The organism is Paenibacillus sp. BJ-4 (assembly GCF_020404765.1).
In the GTDB taxonomy this organism is placed as follows: Bacteria; Bacillota; Bacilli; order Paenibacillales; family Paenibacillaceae; genus Paenibacillus.
On sequence record NZ_JAIVEM010000027.1, the window covers coordinates 18370 to 37396 of the forward strand.

Below are 19027 nucleotides of genomic sequence, written 5' to 3' on the forward strand. Positions count from 1 at the left end.
GTGCCAGATTCCCTCCACCGTTCATACGCAGCTTTACGATTTGGATTGCAGGAAAGCAGCTTTTCCATCTACCGGTCTTTTAGCTCTTTCTAATGCGCGTCGTTCTCGGTCTTAAGCGAGCCAGCTCCTCACTGGTGAGCTGCCTTGTATAGGAACGAGGAGAAGAGCCTGTATCTACCGTGAGTACCCTGCCTGCCCCGTTGGGGCGGGCTACCCGTGTGTTGAACACCTGCATGAACCACTGCACCGGGAAGGCAATGGATAGACGACCATCTGCCGTGCCTGCATAGTTGACCGCAGCTGCATAATTATCCGACTGTCTGAGCCAGACAGAGCCGGAATCTCCGGGCAGCGATACAGGAGTCGTGCCTCTGATGACCGTCTGGTCCTCGAAGGTCAGCAGCCCCAGGCTTCCGCCATAATTGATTTGCAGGTCCGTATAGACAGACTCTACCGTGCCATTGACCCGCCCGGTCGTACGCCCTACCTTCTTAAATCTTTCTCCCACACGATAAGCAGTCACATGGCCCGGAACCGCTCCTACTGTGGCGTAACGCGGACTGAGCAAGCTATTGCTGGTCGGCAGGGAAAGCGCCGTATCAATCAGGTTCGTTCCGCTTGGATTCAAGCGTACGTAACGATACAGCCGCCCAATACGATCCTGGGTAACCGTTCCCCCATCGGCTCCACCCGGCTGAATCGTAGCCTCCCGATTGTCTGTATTGGAGGGATTAAGGACATGGTTGTTGCTGAAAAGATACCGTGTGGCCGGCGCTCCAGTTGGCGCAACGATCAATCCGGTTGTCCCGGAGCCTTCAATCGTTCCGACACTGTAGCCGGCGACGACCGGGCGTATGCGCGCCCTGTAATCCGTTGCATTGGCTCTAATCTTTCCGGTTTTTACAATCCGGACAGGGACATTCGTTTTCTTGCCCAATGCTGTGGCGGACAGGAGTCCGGTGGAGGCCGAAGCCAGCCGGTCTGTATACACAATGACAGCGGCTCCCTTTTTGGGATGAGCAGGGTCTTTGTACCCTACGCCAATACCGTGAACACCGGATAATTTTAATACGCGCTTGGCCATCCGCTTTTTCACTTGAAGGGCGGCCGAGAAGGTAGCCAACATTATCATCCCCTTTTGCATTCAGATGAAATATTGTATGGCTAAGACCGCTACGCGTTCCATTTGATCTTACGATCGCTGTTGCAGTGGGATTCTTAGGATTACGCTTCTCCAGATTCAATTGAACCGCTGCGCTACCAACCGCCGTAAGATTAGCTGATTTCCAGAGGGTTACATTGGTAAACAACAAGTTTAAGGTCAAACAGCCCTTCATCCAACTCTTGGGAATATAAGTAGCCCATTAAAATTTAAAACTTTAGACATAAAAAATAGCCGTGTCATTTGTACACGGCTATTTCTTTAGGTAATCATGGCACAGAACAGCCAAATGCTGCTGTACCCGGTGCTTGTGTTCGCCTGGAAACTTTTATTGCAGGAAGAGGCTTCTAGCCCTTAACCGCTCCTTCCGCGATCCCCTCCATGATGAATTTTTGAAAGAATGCATAGATCAGGATGACTGGAATAGAGGTCAATACAAGTGCAGCCAGAATGAGCGACCAATCCTTGTTGTACTCGCCAAACAGCATATTCGTCGATAGAATCAGGGTGTAGTGGTTCACATCCGTCAGCATCAACAACGGAAGTAAAAAGTCGTTCCAAATCCACAGAAAATCCAAAATAGCAATCGTGACAGTGATCGGCAGCAGCAAAGGAAATATAATGCGAAAGAAGGTTTGGAACTCATTGCAGCCGTCCATTTGTGCCGATTCTTCCAGCTCACGCGGAATGGATTTGACGAACCCGTGATACAAAAAGATGGCCATATTGACACCCAAACCGATATAGATCAGTGCCAGACCATACGTACTGCCTTGGACGGACAAATCCTTCGCCATTCGTGTAAGCGGTATCATAATGGAGTGAAACGGAACCAGCATGGAGGCGACAAACAGGAAGAAGATCGCACTGCTCATTTTTCCCCGTGTACGCGACAGCTTGTAGCCCGCCAGCGCCGAACAAATCACGATACCGCCTATTCCGATAAAAGAAATAATTGTGGAATTAAGCGCACTGTTCAGCAAATGGGTCTGGTGAAAAGCCTGACTGTAATTTTCAAAGTGAAGCCTCGTCGGCAGCGCCGTAAAGGATGCAAACATTTCACCCTGCGTTTTAAATGAATTAATCACCGCCATATAGATGGGGAAGAAGGACACCACTGCGCCCACGCACAGCAGCAACGTAATCAGCAAGGAATTGGCTTTTTTCAGCCTCATGCCTCCACCTCCTTCTTCTTCATGACACGCAGCTGGATCAGCGTGAAGATCAGAACGATAGCGAATAAAATAACGGATTTGGCGCTCGCATAACCGTAACGGAAGTTGTTGGAGAATGCCTCCTCATAAATGTTCATCGTAATCACCTGCGTACTGCGTCCCGGCCCCCCGCCAGTTAATCCGTAGACGACCTCATACACTTTGAAGGCACCGTTCAGCGTCAGGAAAAAGCAGATTGTAATGGCATGGGTAATCATCGGCAGCGTCACGCTTCGTAATGTCTGAAATGCGTTGGCCCCGTCAATAATAGCGGCCTCCTTCAAGCTTTGTGGTACACCCTGAAGTGCAGCTAGATAAATGATCATCATATACCCGACACCATTCCAGAGCGAGACAATAATGATGGAAAAGAAGGATACCTTCGGATCGCCCAGCCACGATTGACCTAAAAAGGCGATAGCCGTCTTTTCGGCAATCTGCGGCAGCACGGAGGAAAAAACGAACGTCCACATAAAGGCACTAATAATAGTACTAATCATATTGGGCATAAAAAATATCGTTCGGAAAAATCCTTTAGAACGCGTACGCGACTCGATGAGCACAGCCAGCACCAATGCCAGCACATTTTGCAGCACAATCATGACCAATACATATTTGAGCGTGAACCAAAGGGAATTGAGAAAATCGGGGTCTTCCTTCAACGCCTCTATAAAGTTCCCCAAGCCAAGAAAGCTGTAATTCGGATTCAGTCCATTCCAGTCTGTGAAGCTGTAATACATGCCGCTGATCGTCGGAATGAGCAGAAAAATGGCATAAAAGATCAGCGCCGGAGCGGTAAATGCCAGCAGCATCACATATTTTTTGTAGATTTTAAAAGGCATGGAGTCTCCCCCCTCCTGATGTATTCCTGTAGGCTACCCGTTACTTGTTCACTTTGTTATACGATTTCCATGCCTTATCCAGCGCCTTAATCACGTCATCCTGCGAGAGCTGGCCCGCGTAGTAGGATTGAAGCGATTTGCCTGCCTCGTCCTTGACCGCTTGCGGGATGGATGGGTCTTGATACGATTTGCCTGCTTTCACATATGCGGTAGCGTCATTGACCCAAGGATAGCTTTTGAACGTATGCACTTTGGAGATCGGGTTAAATTTCAATGCCTCATAGAACGCGCTGGAATCCTTGTCGTCCAGCACATAGTTGACAAAATCGAGCGCAACCTCCTTGTTTTTGCTTGTGGAGGATACAGCCAGCGAAGTCGAAGTGGACAGATTGATCAAGGTTGCATTCGGATCATCGTTGATCGGCAAAGGAGCTACCCCAAAGTCCATATTCGGATTAGATTTCAAAATCGTTTCCGCAAACCACGGCCCTTGAATCCACATGGCTGCTTTGCCCGAAGCGAAGGCCGCCGATCCGTCATCCCCGCCAATTTCCAGCGCCTTGTCTGTGCCGTTGCTGTTGACCAGGTCGATAATGTCGAACATGCTCTTCATTTCAGCAAAAGAACCTTTATCCTGATTCATCCGGTCGATAAAATCCTTATTCTGTGTGTTCATCATCGCACCTGCTGTCAATGGCACGAATAGCTGTGGAATCCAGGATTCCTTGTAGGACAACAGGAACGGCTTCACATTATTCGCTTTCAACTTCTCGACCACAGCCTTCATTTCAGTCAACGTTCCCGGTGGCTTCAAACCCAAATCCTTAAATATTTTTTTATTGTACAAGTAGCCCCATGAAATCGTTTCCAAAGGGACCGCCACAACCTTGCCGTCTTTGGTCGTCACCGAAGGCTTCACACTATCCATTAATTTGCTGACAAACGGCTGACCGGACAAGTCCTCCAAATAACCCGCTTTATAAAACGGAGGAATTTCATTCACCGCATGCAGCGCGAACACATCCGGCGCATCGTTGGATGCAAGTCTCGTCTTCAAAATTTGTGCGGCATTGTCGGCAGGCGGCATCTCCAGTTGCACCGTAACGTCGATATTCTTATCTTTCTTCTCTTTCGCTACGAACGCGTTAATGTATTTATCGTAGTGCTCCTTCAAGCGGGGCTGGGCAATAAACATTTTGAGATTCACTGTTTTACCGTCTCCACCGGAACCACTGCTGTCACTGCCTGAAGAATTTGCTCCGCACCCGGCCAACAACGTACCAACCAGCATCGTGCTCAATACACCTTTCCATAATTTCATGCAAAATGACCTCCCCTAAGTTGGAAATAACGGTCAACCTCCATTCATGCTCTAGGTTGAGCTTCGTAGAGACTGAATCCTTTGTATTACTCTTTTTGTATACGCTTTCATTATAGGGTGGGAGGTCACTTCTGCCATTGGACACCATTAGCCTGTTGAGTTGGATTTTTTTAAACTATCCCTTTCTCATTTCTCCGGGCGCCATGCCAAAATGCTTTTTAAACACCCGATAAAAATATGACACATCCTCATATCCCGCCATCTCCGCGACCGCTTTAATTGAAATCTGCTTATCTGCCAGCCATTCCCGCGCTTTTTCCATTCTCCGCTGCACAATATAGTCCGTTACATTTTGACCATACTCCTGCTTGAATACCTTGCTCATATACTCTTTGCTCACAAAAAAGTTTTTCGCCAGTTGCTCCAGTGTAATCGGTTCGGCAAAGTGACGATCCATATAGCGCCGTACCTCCTCCAGATTCAGCTTGTTTTTGTATTTTCGCTGTCGAATAAGCTGACCCAGCTCCTGAACATAACACGCCGATACGAACTCCAGTGCATGTTCTGCTGAGGATAGCGCATCCTGCGACAGTGGAAATCCGGCTTTCGCTGTCGGAGTATCCAATCCATTGTCTACTGCCAGCTCTTTAAGCAGGGAAAGCAGTTCCTGCACCAGCCTGCCCAGCATAGGTGGACTTGGCGCTTCGAGGCGCTCCAGTTCCTGCATGACCTGCCTGCATGTCACGTTCACGCCGTCCTGATTCAGCTCATTGAAATAAAGACGCAACAGTTGCTTATACCGGGTCAGCTTGTGAAAGAACTCATAATCCAGCTCTGTCTTTTCTTGCTGCTGCTCTGCCGCCTGGGTCTCCAGATCGTGTTTGCATTTGAGCAGCACTGCATTCAGCTCGGTGGGGTTAATAGGCTTCAGCAAATAATCGACAGCCTTATAGCGGATGGCATGTTTGGCATACGCAAAGTCATCATAGCCGCTCACGACAATGATTTTTACATCAGGAAAATGGTTATTTAGCGCTTGCAGCAGCTCTACTCCATCCGCACCCGGCATCCGCATGTCAGTAATCACAATATGCGGGGTTAATTCCCCGGTTAGCCTGAACGCCTCGTCTCCGTCCTCGGCCTCACCCACCACCGACATGCCGAGCTTTTCCCACGCGCCAAATGTCTTCACAATATCGCGGTTCCATGGCTCATCGTCGACAATTAATACCCTGATCATATGTCCCCCTCCTCTGCTGAGGTGAATGGAATTCGGATGGTGACACGTGTACCTACGCCCTGCTCACTGTCTATGGTCACCCCGTAATTCTCTCCAAAATTCATTCGCAATCGTGAAGCTACATTGCTTAATCCGATATGACTCCCCTGCGCCCAGATCGGTTCCCCCGAAGCATTTTCCAGCTTTGCCCGTACTTTTTCCAGCTTATCCGGGACCATGCCGTTACCATTATCACAAACCGTGATACACACGTCCTCTTTCCTAATCTCCACGCGGATGCCCATTCGCCATGCCCCCGCCTTACGCTCTAGACCGTGCTGGAACACGTTTTCCAGCAATGGCTGCAGTGACAGCTTGGGTAGTCGAATATCCATCGCCCGTTCATCCACCTCCACCTGAAACACCAATCTCTGCGGAAAACGCCGCTGCTGGATGCGCATATAGTGTCCCGCATGGTCGAGCTCCGCGCGTAAAGAGGCCATATCCTGAGGCTCCCGTACCACGTAGCGAAACATCTCACTCAGCGACCGGATCACCTCATAGGTGTCCTCCGGCTTTTGGGAAAATACCATACTTCCGATCATTTGCAGTGTGTTTTGCAGAAAGTGAGGATGAATCTGCGCCTGGAGCGCTTTCAATTCAGCCGTCTTTTTTTGCAAATTCATACTGTATTCCGTCTGGATATGCTCACGGATTCGTCCTGCCATGCCATGCAGACTTCTTTCCAGCAGTCCAATCTCATCCGGGCGTGTACTCGGCTGTCCAGCCGGCCCCTTGATCATGTCCAACTCCTGTACGGACCGCGCCAAATGAACAATCGGACGGGCGGTCCGCCATGCGATGAAAACGGCTATGCAGATGGAAACAAGAATAGAAATGGCACCTACGATAATACCATACAGCATCGTTGAAAAGGCGCTGTGGTTAATGGAAGAAGTAGGTATGATTTTGGCCAGCCTCAGCCCAACCACATCCAGATCATTATAGAATACATAATGTTCAGCAGTTTGAATCATGCCGGGGCCTGGCCTAACGTCGCGGAGAGCTGTCAGCACACCTGCAGGAGGAGGCGACTGGCGAGCCTGCGCCGGATACATGATCCTGCCATCGGCATCTGTAATAAGCACCTGATGCTGATCCCCTCGTCCCAGCAAGCCCAGCGTCTGATCGAATTGCGACCACAGGACATCCAGTGAAATAGCACCTGTCTGCTTCTGATCCTCAAATCGCCGAATACTGCGCGTCAAGGTAAAGCGTTCCGAATCGTTCGGGCTCGTGCGAATCAAATAATCCTTGTTCGCCTGCCACATCTCGGCATACTGCGGGGGGATACCGTTCACCGTCGTAATATCATTTTGCATGCCGTTAAAGGTAAACAGGCTTTGCGATTGCTTCAAATAAAGCTGAATACCGATCACGTGGCTTCCGGCCGAATAATACACATTCGCCAACGTATTCAGCATTTTACGCTGGGCATTGAATTGGCTTGAAAGATTGTCCGGCTCCCGCTCATTCAAATAATCACTCAGATCAGGACTGATCTGAATGCTGTAAATCAGCTGATTCAGGCGGTCTAACTGGTCACTGATATAGATTCCCGTCCATTTCATATTGGACATGTTCGTCTCTACCACTTCGGTTTCCATCGACGCTCTGCTTTTTTCCGCAGCCAGCACCGTAACGGCAATGACCGGCAGCACAGATAATACAATCATCGTTAAAATGAGCTTGAGCTGAATGCTGCGTCGATACGGGGCCGTCAACGCCCGGAACCAGCGGACTATTCGGGTTGGCATGGCGATGCACTCCTCTTGTTCAGCTATATGCGAAAACGCCCCGCTATTCGCAGGGGCGCTCATTTGCCGGGTATTCCCGGCTGGACACATATATGATTTCATTCATATGTCAATTTCAGCTATGTCAATTTCAGCTCAGTACTCAGCATTTACGCTTCTTCGATAATTATAACACTCCAAGGCTCCAATTGAAGCGTTTGTCCTTGGGAAATCGCCTGCTCCCCGATCAGCTCCTTGCCGTCTCCATGTGGATACACCACCAAGCCCGCTTGTTCGGAATAATTAAAATAATACCGGATCGTCCGTCCTTGTTCATTCGTACCGGATTTAATAATGATCGGGAATGAAGCTTCCTGATCCGCTCCCCACACTCCTGCCTGTTTGGCGACAGAGCGGAATAATTCGCGGATAACCGCCGGGCTGACGATACAGCCGATGTAAGTCGCTATCCCCTGACCATAGCGGTTTTGCGTAATCGCCGCATATTTTCCCCAATGCGGGTGGTTGTAATAGGCCAATACTTCGGCAGTCGTCGGGGTAATCAGCTCCATCCACGTATCTACCTGATTGTCCTCTGCTGCTACTTTAAAAGGATTATCCCTGAGCGTTACGTTCTTCGGCTCCACGAACAAGCTGTAGTGAATGCCGCAGGCTTCACTGATCACGCCCGGTTGCCGGGAAGTTCTCACCTGCACATGTTCATCGGTAAATCCGCTGCGGAACGTGTAAACCACATGACCGCCATTTTCCACATACCGATTCAGCTTCTCTAACAGCGCATTCGGCGCGGAGTAGAGTACCGGTACGATCAAGAGATCATAATCGTCAAACGATTCCGTCCCCGGATGAACGATATCCGTACCGATATTCAGCTTATACAGCTCGTCATACAAGCGGCGTACAATATCGTTGTAATTCAGCGGACTGTTCATATTAAACTTGAACCAGTTAATTGATGTCAACGCTTCGTTGCTAACCAGGATGGCGGTTTTGTTTTTCTTTTTCAGGTTGATCAGATGCGGAGATAATCTCGCAAAATCCTTCCCGATGGTCTGTGCTTCCTGATAAACAGGATTCGGCTCAAAATCATGGCTTAGCAGACCCTTCCAGTACGTTTCAAAGGAATTATGAATAGAATGCCAGTGCCAGTAAGCCACCATATTGGCCCCGGAAGCCAGATGGCTGAACGCTTGCAGCCTCAATTGCCCCGGATAGGGAACCCAGTGGGTAAAAGCCTGCGCCTCCGTTTCCAGCACGAGATAATTGTTATTTTTCGTCGAACGCGCCACATCGCCCCCGAAGGAAATTTCAATGCCTGTCAGATCATCCTGTGTTGGATGGTAAATATCCACGCCCGTCACATCAAATGCCTGGGATGCCGCAAAATGATCCACATCCGGTTGAATACCAAAGGAATACCCTCTCCACTCAAAATCAAAGTTTTGCGTAACAAATTGGTCTTCCCGCTTGTACTCATTCACAAGTGCGACCTGCCACGCCAGAAAGTCCGTCACCAGCTTGCGCTGGAATTGGGAGAAGGCTGCTCCCAAGCTTCCATTAATCGTTCCGACCACGGAAGGAAATTCCTCCCAGCTATTGATGCGATTACTCCAGTAATCGAGGCCAAATTTGCGATTCAGCTCCTCCAGTGATTCAAAACGCTCCCGCAAATACTTTACAAACTGCAATTGGACATTCGGTCCGCATGTGTTGTAATGCTTAGTCTCGTTATCCGTCTGGAAGCCAATGACCGCCGGATGCTGACTCACCCGTCCAATTAGTTTGCGGATGATTCGCTCGGCATGGAACAAATAAACCGGGTTCGTAATGTCCATAATCTGGCGAGCTCCGTATTTGCCCGGACCGTGAGGTGTTGTCGCCAAGACGTCGGGATGCTCCTTGACCAGCCATGTCGGAACGGCATAGGTGGGCGTACCTACAATGACCTCAATACCTGCCTTATGCATGGCATCCAGCACCCGATCCACAGAGGTGAAATCAAATACTCCGTTTTGCGGTTCATGCGTGCTCCAGGTGGATTCGGCAATCCGCACGACATTAATGCCCGCATCCTTCATCATTTGGATATCCTGATCCAAACGGTCATAAGGCATATACTCATCATAATAAGCAACACCATATAGCAGTTTTTTCATGTAGTCGTCCTCCAATAGATTCATAGTAGAATGTCATACGATTTCATTCGTTTCAAACGCTGTGGCTGTTATGTGGCTTTGTCAGGGACGGGACCGTTAGTTTCTTATCGGCAATGCCCTGCCCCGCAGCATCCGCCTGCTCTTGATTTTTTTTTGCAATCGCCAGCCAGCCCTCTACGTCTTTTTCTCTAATCTTGTACAGCCACGCGAACAGCCCGGCCGTAATTAAGGCCCCTACACCGGGGACCACCGCATAGAGCGCGAATATCCAGGTGAGCACCTGTCCGGTTTGCGGTACATTCGGGATATAGCCTGCAAAGGCAAGAGCATAAGCGACGATTCCACTGGCTGCCGCTCCTCCCAGCTTGCCTGCAAACGTTTGAGTGGCAAAAGCGGTTCCACTGGCACGTACACCTTTTTGGAACGCTCCATATTCGACGCAATCGGCGGTGAACATCGGCACCATGAGCTGCGGTGCAGAGCTGAACAGGCCGAAAAGAACCGCGAATACACATACGACGATGGGATTGCTGTAACCGATTGCAAACAAGGACAACCCTGTGGCAAACAATCCAAGCAAGCTGAATACGTTCACCTTCCATTTACCAAATCTTTTAATAATCGGTGGCAAGATTAACGCCGTTAGCAGCTGTACACCCAAGGATATGAACATCAGTATTGAAATATAAATAGGATTCTTCAAGTTGTATAAGGCAAAATAGCTCACGACAATTCCTTGCAGATTGGTCATGGACAATGTCATAAATGACATCAGATAGAATAGAAGCTGCTTGTTTTGCAATGGATACGTCATAATTTGCTTGAGCGTAACCTTCTCTGCTTTATTGGAATAACGCTCTTTGACATTAAAGCGGGTAAAATTCATCAATATCAAACCCACTATTGCAACGATAACCGCCAAAATCGGCCAAGATATCTGATTGGCCACAGCCACCGCAGACGAGGAGATGATCATAAAAGCCAAGAATACCATCGTCCGGCCTCTGGACATCAACAGGTCGCGTTCGTGCGTGTTTTTCGTCATCAGTGTAGCCAAGCCAAAGCCGGGCGCATCACTGATGGTGTAACACATTTCCCATACCAGATATGTAGCGGCAATATAAATGACCTTGACGGTAAGCGACGCATCGCTGGGAACGAGGAACACCAGTACAGTAAGTATGGGCAAAATAATGGAGGCCAGGTTCGTCCAAGGTTTGAACAAACCGCCTTTTAGTTGGGCCCGGTCAATGATCACGCCGAAGATCGGAGCACTCAGAGCATCCCATATGCGGGCCAACACGAATAAAGTACCGATAATCGAAACAGAAATACCAACATAATCCGTATAAAATAGCATCGCAAAAGAGGCGACCAGACAGAGAATTGCGTTGCTTCCCAAAAAATAAACGTAATAGGACACACGCTCTTTCGTTGTTGTTTCCATAGCTCCTCCTGATTACAATATAGTATCGCTTTCAAACCTTCTTCATATAAGCGCTTTCTTTTTATGCAAAAGCTTATTGTAGAGCATTTGTAAACGCTCTTTTATTATAGTTAAATGTTAGATACAATGAGATTGTCTAAGCGGTGTAAAATTTGCCCTAATCGAAGGTGATCTTATGATATTAAACCCTGAAGTTGATCCAGCTCTATTCAATGATTGCCAATGGCTGCCCATTATTGACTGGAATGTGAAGTTTTTCGGCGCTCATATTCACCGGGTCAAAGCGGATTGGTGCATGCCGGAGGAGTCTCATATTGGATTTGAAATTGCACTTATCTTAGAAGGTCGTCAGGAAACGATTATGGAAAATAACGTATATACGGTTGGGGAGGGCGATATTTTAATTATTCCGCCGGGATTCAAGCACGTGAGTCAGTGTGCCTCCCCAGATGGAATGTATTATTTTAGCACCCATTTTAATGTCGATGATCCATTGTTCCGTCAAGAGATGATTAAAAGCAATCAGCTCTTTTTTCCGGCGGGCACTGAAACCAATACCAAGCTGCAAAAGGTTGTCCATAGCTGGATTAGCATGGTGAAGGAGAGCGGAGAATATACGACGGCAGACCGTTTTCGCATGCAAATTGCTTTGTTCGAGCTGTTCGGAATATTCTCGCAAATGATTTCTAACGAGTTGGAGCCGAGACTTGCACCTTCATCTGTTCAATATGCCAAGGCCATTATGGAAGCTATCCAATCCAGATTTAGACCTTACCGTGATGATGAATCTGACGAGCAGGCATTCCGGATTGAAGACGTGGCGGCTTCACTTGGAATCAGTCCTGGCTATGCCCAAGAAGTGTTCCGCAAGGTATACGGCTTTTCGCCGCGGCATTACCTGTCGGAAACCAAGCTGCATGAGGCCAAAGTGCTGATCCAGCAGCCCAATCTGCCGCTGAACAAGGTAGCTTCTCTGCTTGGATATTCCAGTCTGGCTCATTTCAGCAGGCAGTTCAAGCGCTGGACGGGCATCAGCCCGCTTAAATATCGCCAATCATTAAAGCCAATTACTGCTGAGCATTAGGGGATCTAAACATAATGTCGTAAGCTCTTAATTATTTCAAGAGTTTCCGACATTATGTTTTTTATAGAGAACTACTGAGTGGGAAATAGCATACGCATATTTACCTGAACGATTATTAGTCATTAATAGACTAAACTGCAATTTGTGAAAGAGAAGATACGATAACCTAAGCTAATTAAAAAATGGACCGTTTATACAGCCCTCCTCAAGATGATGGGGGTTTACCAATTACAATAAGAGGTGACTACATATTGAGACTACGTTTTATTTTAATCATCATGTTGCTACTGACTAATTCTATGTTTTTATTTGGATGTACAAACAATAATCAAGAAAAGGTTATAAATGAATCAAATAAAAGCAAAAACACTCAGTTGGAGTATATACGACAAGTAAGTGTACGAGAGAATAGTTATTTCATTTTCAATTCTCATGATGATAACCCTAAAAAAATTAAGATAAGTTTCCCCTATAGAATAGAAGATTTAAACATTAAAAAGGCTTCTCTATTATTAAATAATAAAGTGGTGTCAGATAATGTAAAAATAATTCAGATCCATGAAAATGAATTGACTGTAGATATCAAATTCATTCGTAAATTTGATGCTGTCGAAGTTGTTCTCGAGGATGGAAACAATGTACGGTTAGAACCAGGCCAATACTATTTCGAAAATTTTAAGGAAGACAATCTGAATGAATTTGAGAAAGAAATCCTTGGAGTTAATAATTTCCATTTAAAATTTAAAGATGGACACTTGCTGACAGATATCATACTTCCTCAAGATAGGAACTCCAAAATAGAATATCTATTTCCATCCCAAATTAGAAAGTATGCATCTAATATAGGGTTCTCTCATCAAAAGATAGACAATAACTCCATTAAGTATACATTGGAGGCCGATATTTCTCGGGACATCCTTTTGAAAAACAATGTAAATTCAATCATTTTTGATATTGGAATGATTCAAAATTACAAGAATCACAAATGGTTCCTAATAAAAGGAAAAGTGCCTATAGAAACTTCTGATTTCAAAAAATATAGAAATACATACTTCTCCAAAAAAACAAAAAAGGCGCGGTCTGAAAGTATCAGATACGCGCCTTTTTATTCACTTATCTCACAGCCTGATATCCCCTATATGCTGGTGTACCACATACATCATCCCCATCAGGAACAGAGCCAAGCCCAAGTACCCGATGCCGAATTTCCAGCGTGATGATGCGGGTACCTCATAATATTTATCATTTTCATAGGGAATATAGTCAATCTCACACAGCAATCTGAGCTGATACGCATCTGGTGTCGGAATATGCTCCACCCCGTTCAGCCATGCACGTTGGACAAGACACTGCTGTGGCAGCAGAAACGTCTGCTCCACGTCCAGACTTTCCATATATACCGTCACATATTGCTGTCCTTCCAAATCCGAGTAGGTATTAAAGGATAATCTACGTGAATGCTCCCGTCCCGGCAGCGGATACCCTTGCTCGTACAGGTGCTGTACATCAACCACCGGCTTTTGCATAAATGACAAAACCTTGGCCTCTTCTTTGGTGCGTTTAATATATTTTTTGTATAAATCATAGGCGAAGAGGGCCCATATAAAGAAAAATAAAATGGATTTCAAATACACAATTACGACGATTCCACCCAGCAGGCCCACCAGCCATAACCAGCGTGTCACGGCTGTGGAAATCCGTCCTCCATCGAGCGGATGAATCGGCAATAGATTAATCAAATTCAGGAAAAAACCGACATACGCCAGCGCATACAATAGCGGGCTGTCCGTGGCATAGGCTCCTGCAAATACCGCCATAGCCCCAACCGTACCCAGTAACGGGCCGCCCATGGCCACATAAGCCTCTGTCTGGGCATCCAAAGGATGGCGTTTCATCGTGATCAGCGCACCTAGAAAAGGAATAAATAACGGTGTCGACACTGGAAGTCCCTTACGCTTGGCAGCCCATACATGCCCCAGCTCATGCACAAACAATAGCAGTACGAACCCAACCGCGAATCCCCATGGGTATATGATCGCATATGCGCCAATCGTCGCTGCCATAGAGAACAGCGCACCGCCAAATTTACTGAATTTCAACAGAGCAAGCAACGACTTGCCCTTCAAAAGAAGCAATGCTGCTGCACTACCAAGGTACCATTTGGATGAGCCGGACTTGGAATCCGTTTTTTGGTCTTCTTTTGGCAAAAGTATCCGTCTCCTTTCTCTAACACTTCCATTGTATCCTGCTATGTGCAGCTTGTAAAAAACCTCAAGCGACCTCCTATGTGTCCAACCTCCCTTCTGTTCTGTTATCATGTAAGAAAACGGAGTATCCAGGAAAGGATTACTAACCATGAGCTTTGAACTTACCCGGCGGGCCATCAGACAGCTATGCAGTCAAGCCGCTTATGACGACGGGGATGCCTATTACCGGGCCAAAAAAGTGGCCTTTACACAAATAGATCATGACGAAGGTGTATACGAAGCTACAGTCAAAGGAAGCGGATTTTATGCCGTTGCCGCAATGATCCGTCCCAATGGCAATATCCGGGCAGAATGCACCTGTAGTACATTCCAGACTACCGGACGGTATTGTAAGCACATAGCTGCCGTGCTCATTAACGCGCATGATATGCTGCGTGGAAAAAGTCTATCCGTGCGCTCCTTTGCTTCCAGACTTCATCCCGGTACTTCCCCGGATACAACAGGAGGAATGGATTCAAACGAACTGTATACATCTACAGATGACCCATATGATCACACGGTTAAAACCGTACGCTCCTCGGGCATCACACCAGGCGATCTCCAGCTGACCGACAGTATGTTAAAACTGTTCGGCAGCAAGAGGCCGCTTCGCAGCACACCTACTATACTGGATACTCGCGCAATCTTGGACTTTCAATTCATGATCCGGCCTTTTGCCTACGGTTACCAGAAATATATGTTTGGCGTGGAGATGAAAGCCGGACCCAAACGATTATATATCGTTCAAAAAATCCGTTCGTTCCTCGATAGTATCGACCGGGGAAGTAGCTACCTGTTCACGAAAAACTTCTCATACGAGCCTCAGCTACACCGCTTCCGGCTTGAGCATGACGCCATTCTCCAGCAGTTGGTGCAGGTGTTCCGCAATGAGCGTATGATTCGGGAAACTTCAGGTACGTATGTGTCCCCAAGCAGTCATATAAGTGGTGAACGAATCCTGCTGGTCCCCCCTGCGGCTTGGGAGAAGCTATTCCCCTTGCTGACAGCGGTACAAGGCGTCCATTTTGAAATTCACGGAAACATGACCGAGGGTATCCCCCAGTCGGACCATATGCTGCCACTGAAATTCGAATTCGATGAAGCCGAGGGCGACACCGAAGGCTATCAGCTCAGTATTCAGGGACTCGATGATTTGACCATCATGGAGGACTATGGCGTGGTTATTGCCGAGGGCAAGCTTGTACCACAGAAGCCTGATCCGCTGCGGTATTTGTCCGAGCTAAAACGGATGGTGGAGGTCCATCACAGGCGAAAGATCCAGATTGCGCCGACACAGATGGAATCTTTTATGGACAAGGTCGTGCCAGGATTAATGAAGCTCGGACGGGTCCACATGACCCAGTCTGTCTCTGAACGGGTCACACAGCAGCCACTAAAGGCGAAGCTGTACCTTGATCGGGTTAGAGACAAGCTGCTGGCGGCGCTGGAATTCCAATATGGTGATATCGTGATCAACCCGCTGGAAACAGATGAGCGAGTGCCTGGTAACGACCGTATTCTGATACGGGACGGGGAACAGGAGCAGCGTATTTTGGAACTGATGGACAATAGCTCCTTTGCTAGAACAGACAGCGGATACTTCATGGAAGATGAACATGCGGAATTTGATTTTCTGTACCATACCGTACCACAACTGGAGAAGCTGCTTGCAGTCTATGCCACAGGTGCGGTCAAAGCGAAAATCAACAACACGCTGCCCGCCCCGAGAACACGGGTGGAGTGGGATGAACACACGGATTTGCTTGAATTTAAATTTGATATGGACGGTATACCGGAATCTGAAATTCGCAAACTGCTCAAATCGTTAGATGAGAAAAAAAAGTATCACCGTTTGCCGAATGGTGCCCTGCTCCCGCTGGAAACAGAGGAGTACAAGGAATTGATTCGGTTCATGAATGAAACAGGTATCCGTAAAAGCGATCTGGATGCAGCGCAAATTCGTATTCCCGTCACGCAAGGACTGTATTTAATTGATCCTCATGATCATGGAAAAAACCTGACTCTGGGTAAAACCTTTCGCCAGCTGCTGGAAAATATACGTAACCCTGACCATCTCGAATTTCCAGTTCCAGACATGCTCGCTCCAATCTTGAGAGATTATCAGGTCTACGGCTTTCAATGGCTCAAGACATTGGCACATTATCGTTTTGGGGGCATATTGGCAGATGATATGGGGCTGGGCAAAACGCTGCAAAGCATCACCTTCCTTGTGTCTGTGCTGCCGGAAATCCGCAGCCAGCAGCTGCCAGCCCTGATCGTATCTCCTGCATCACTGGTATATAATTGGCGGAATGAGCTGGAGAAGTTTGCTCCGCATATCCGCGTCACGATCGCAGATGGCACTCCGGAAGAGCGCGGCCGAATGATACGGGATGCTGCCAGCTATGACGTCATCATCACCTCCTATCCGCTGCTACGCCGGGATACGGATATGTACAGCAAGCTATCGTTTCACACGCTCATTCTGGATGAGGCGCAGGCCTTCAAGAACCATGCCACCCAGACAGCGCAGGCTGTTAAGGATGTAAAGGCTCGTTACCGTTTTGCCCTGACAGGAACGCCAGTAGAAAATACGTTGGAAGAGCTGTGGTCCATCTTCGATATTGTATTTCCTGAGCTATTTCCCGGCGGAAAAAGAGCGTTTCACAACCTGACTCGCAATGTGATCGCCAAGCGGATTCGCCCGTTTCTGCTGCGCCGTCTCAAGAGCGATGTTCTAAAGGAGCTGCCTGAAAAAATTGAATCCGTGCAGGTATCGCGGCTCCTGCCGGATCAGAAAAAGCTGTACACGGCTTATCTGGCCAAGCTACAGCATGAAACGTTGAAGCATCTCAACGAGGAAGGCTTTCAGAAAAATCGGATCAAAATCCTTGCAGGTCTGACCCGACTTCGTCAGCTCTGCTGTCATCCAGCCCTGTTCGTCGATGGGTACACTGGAAGCTCAGCCAAATTTGAGCAGCTGCTGGAGATCATGACGGAATGTCTCAGCGCCGGGAAGCGGATGCTCATTTTTTCACAGTTCACTACGATGCTTCAAATGATCAGACGCGAGCTTGCTCGGGAAGGGGTCCCTTACTTCTATCTGGATGGACAGACACCGGCTTCGGAGCGTGTAGAGCTGTGCAGTCGCTTTAATGAAGGGGAACGCGACCTGTTCCTGATTTCCCTAAAGGCAGGAGGAACTGGCCTAAATCTTACCGGAGCAGACACGGTCATTTTGTATGACCTGTGGTGGAATCCCGCCGTAGAGGAGCAGGCTACCAACCGCGCGCACCGAATGGGTCAGAAAAATGTCGTACAGGTTATCCGTCTCATTGCCCAAGGCACGGTGGAGGACAAAATGTATGAGCTACAGCAGAAAAAGAAAAACCTGATCGATCAGGTCATCCAGCCGGGACAAGAAAGCCTTTCGGCACTGACTGAGCTGGAAATTCGTGAACTGCTCATGATCTAGCCAGCACATCAAACAGGCCCAATTAACGGTAGAGCTTACCCGCAATTGAGCCTGTTTTACTTATGACGTGATTGTCCTGACCAGAAAGATTAATCCTGTTTTATTACTCTGGGTTCAATGGGAACCAGATTAGACTCAATTACGGAGCGCTGAGGCTCATACCACTCGGGCAGCATCAGCTTGTGACCTAATTCATTCAATTCCTCATCCACGGTAAAGCCAGGCGGATCGGTCGCGATCTCGAACAGAATGCCGCCCTGTTCGCGGAAATATACGGCATTAAAATATTGGCGATCCACAATACCACTTGTCCCCAAGCCCTGCTGGCGAACCCATTCGTTCCACGCCTGATGCTCCGTATCATCCTGTGCACGCCAGGCAATATGATGAACCGTACCGGCACCGCCGTTGCCCCATGGTACATCTTTGATCGGAAGGTCGATCAGGTTGCCCAAATCCCCCGTTGCCTGATAGCGGATGTAACCTGCGTCTGCGTCTTCTCCAATGGGGACCATGCCTAGAACGTTCTCCAATACACTTTGCGTTTGCTTGGAATCCGTACTAAACAGTACTGCACCGCCAAAGCCTTTGATGGCTTTATCCGTAGGCACACCGCCTGCTGTCCACGTGTTCGCCGGGCCTTCTTCCCGCTCCACCAGCTCCAGATGCAAGCCCTCATTGTCTCGGAATTGGATGTATGACTCGCCAAAACGAGTGGCCTTCGTGAAAGATACTTTCAAGCTGTGCAGGCGATTTTCCCAGTATTCCAAAGCACCGGACGGCACGACATACGTCGTAATCCCGACTTGTCCACCGCCAATCTTACCCCTGCGTGTACCCGGAGCCGGAAAAAAGGTAATAATCGTTCCCGGGCTGCCTTGTTCATTACCAAAATACAGATGATATACCTCAGGAGCATCAAAATTGATCGTCTTTTTAATCAATCGCAAACCAAGCACACCTGTATAAAAATCAACATTGCCCTGCGGGTCTCCTGCAAAGGACGTGATATGGTGAATTCCAGCAGTCTTTAATGTCATCTCA

At 48.0% G+C, this 19027-nt stretch carries 13 protein-coding genes; 3 read left to right on the plus strand and 10 right to left on the minus strand.

Going from position 1 to position 19027, the window contains the following annotated elements; genetic code table 11:
* Positions 1-79: 79 nt before the first annotated feature.
* The 8 genes from LCF57_RS05115 to LCF57_RS05150 all read right to left on the minus strand — a co-directional run bounded on the left by LCF57_RS05115 (position 80) and on the right by LCF57_RS05150 (position 11178).
* Positions 80-1126 (minus strand): hypothetical protein, encoded by a 1047-nt coding sequence (locus LCF57_RS05115; protein WP_225999736.1) that lies wholly within the window; start codon positions 1124-1126, stop codon positions 80-82.
* 383 nt (positions 1127-1509) lie between these two features.
* The gene (locus tag LCF57_RS05120; RefSeq protein WP_225999737.1) at positions 1510-2337 is read right to left on the minus strand and encodes a carbohydrate ABC transporter permease; all 828 of its coding nucleotides are present in this window, start codon (positions 2335-2337) and stop codon (positions 1510-1512) included.
* Positions 2334-3218, minus strand: coding sequence for a carbohydrate ABC transporter permease (locus tag LCF57_RS05125; protein ID WP_225999738.1), 885 nt, complete (start codon positions 3216-3218; stop codon positions 2334-2336). The genes LCF57_RS05120 and LCF57_RS05125 overlap by 4 nt, the downstream gene beginning before the upstream one ends.
* A gap of 40 nt (positions 3219-3258) precedes the next feature.
* Positions 3259-4539 carry an ABC transporter substrate-binding protein gene (locus LCF57_RS05130; protein WP_225999739.1) on the minus strand — a complete coding sequence of 427 codons (1281 nt, stop codon included), beginning with the start codon at positions 4537-4539 and terminating at the stop codon, positions 3259-3261.
* 175 nt (positions 4540-4714) lie between these two features.
* Positions 4715-5779, minus strand: a complete 1065-nt coding sequence (locus LCF57_RS05135; RefSeq protein WP_225999740.1) for a response regulator — start codon at positions 5777-5779, stop codon at positions 4715-4717.
* Positions 5776-7575 carry a sensor histidine kinase gene (locus tag LCF57_RS05140; protein ID WP_225999741.1) on the minus strand — a complete coding sequence of 600 codons (1800 nt, stop codon included), beginning with the start codon at positions 7573-7575 and terminating at the stop codon, positions 5776-5778. Before LCF57_RS05140 ends, LCF57_RS05135 begins: the two co-directional genes overlap by 4 nt.
* 149 nt (positions 7576-7724) lie before the next feature.
* Entirely contained in the window at positions 7725-9731 is a 2007-nt protein-coding gene (locus LCF57_RS05145; RefSeq protein ID WP_225999742.1) for a beta-galactosidase, read from the minus strand.
* A 52-nt stretch (positions 9732-9783) separates the two neighbouring features.
* A complete protein-coding gene (locus LCF57_RS05150; protein ID WP_225999743.1) occupies positions 9784-11178 on the minus strand; it encodes an MFS transporter in 1395 nt (464 codons plus the stop codon).
* A gap of 175 nt (positions 11179-11353) precedes the next feature.
* Between LCF57_RS05150 and LCF57_RS05155 the strand changes: the two genes are divergently transcribed.
* Both LCF57_RS05155 and LCF57_RS05160 read left to right on the plus strand, forming a co-directional pair.
* Positions 11354-12262 (plus strand): AraC family transcriptional regulator, encoded by a 909-nt coding sequence (locus tag LCF57_RS05155; protein WP_225999744.1) that lies wholly within the window; start codon positions 11354-11356, stop codon positions 12260-12262.
* A 182-nt stretch (positions 12263-12444) separates the two neighbouring features.
* Positions 12445-13479: a hypothetical protein gene (locus tag LCF57_RS05160; protein WP_225999745.1), complete on the plus strand. Its 1035-nt coding sequence runs from the start codon at positions 12445-12447 to the stop codon at positions 13477-13479.
* Here the strand turns inward: LCF57_RS05160 and LCF57_RS05165 are convergent.
* Positions 13381-14469, minus strand: coding sequence for a site-2 protease family protein (locus tag LCF57_RS05165; protein ID WP_225999746.1), 1089 nt, complete (start codon positions 14467-14469; stop codon positions 13381-13383). The two genes, LCF57_RS05160 and LCF57_RS05165, sit on opposite strands and share 99 nt — an antisense overlap.
* Positions 14470-14617: 148 nt before the next feature.
* Here LCF57_RS05165 and LCF57_RS05170 point away from each other — a divergent pair, with 148 nt between their 5' ends.
* Positions 14618-17983, plus strand: coding sequence for a DEAD/DEAH box helicase (locus LCF57_RS05170; protein ID WP_225999747.1), 3366 nt, complete (start codon positions 14618-14620; stop codon positions 17981-17983).
* A gap of 89 nt (positions 17984-18072) precedes the next feature.
* Here LCF57_RS05170 and LCF57_RS05175 read toward each other — a convergent pair whose 3' ends face one another.
* Positions 18073-19023, minus strand: a complete 951-nt coding sequence (locus tag LCF57_RS05175) for a ring-cleaving dioxygenase (protein ID WP_225999748.1) — start codon at positions 19021-19023, stop codon at positions 18073-18075.
* Positions 19024-19027: the final 4 nt, after the last annotated feature.

Bases quoted from the DNA above. Each gene is read 5' to 3' on its own strand.
- LCF57_RS05115 (WP_225999736.1), bottom strand. From the start codon at position 1,126: ATGTTGGCTACCTTCTCGGCCGCCCTTCAAGTGAAAAAGCGGATGGCC.
- LCF57_RS05120 (WP_225999737.1), bottom strand. From the start codon at position 2,337: ATGAGGCTGAAAAAAGCCAATTCCTTGCTGATTACGTTGCTGCTGTGC.
- LCF57_RS05125 (WP_225999738.1), bottom strand. From the start codon at position 3,218: ATGCCTTTTAAAATCTACAAAAAATATGTGATGCTGCTGGCATTTACC.
- LCF57_RS05130 (WP_225999739.1), bottom strand. From the start codon at position 4,539: ATGAAATTATGGAAAGGTGTATTGAGCACGATGCTGGTTGGTACGTTG.
- LCF57_RS05135 (WP_225999740.1), bottom strand. From the start codon at position 5,779: ATGATCAGGGTATTAATTGTCGACGATGAGCCATGGAACCGCGATATT.
- LCF57_RS05140 (WP_225999741.1), bottom strand. From the start codon at position 7,575: ATGCCAACCCGAATAGTCCGCTGGTTCCGGGCGTTGACGGCCCCGTAT.
- LCF57_RS05145 (WP_225999742.1), bottom strand. From the start codon at position 9,731: ATGAAAAAACTGCTATATGGTGTTGCTTATTATGATGAGTATATGCCT.
- LCF57_RS05150 (WP_225999743.1), bottom strand. From the start codon at position 11,178: ATGGAAACAACAACGAAAGAGCGTGTGTCCTATTACGTTTATTTTTTG.
- LCF57_RS05155 (WP_225999744.1), top strand. From the start codon at position 11,354: ATGATATTAAACCCTGAAGTTGATCCAGCTCTATTCAATGATTGCCAA.
- LCF57_RS05160 (WP_225999745.1), top strand. From the start codon at position 12,445: ATGGACCGTTTATACAGCCCTCCTCAAGATGATGGGGGTTTACCAATT.
- LCF57_RS05170 (WP_225999747.1), top strand. From the start codon at position 14,618: ATGAGCTTTGAACTTACCCGGCGGGCCATCAGACAGCTATGCAGTCAA.
- LCF57_RS05175 (WP_225999748.1), bottom strand. From the start codon at position 19,023: ATGACATTAAAGACTGCTGGAATTCACCATATCACGTCCTTTGCAGGA.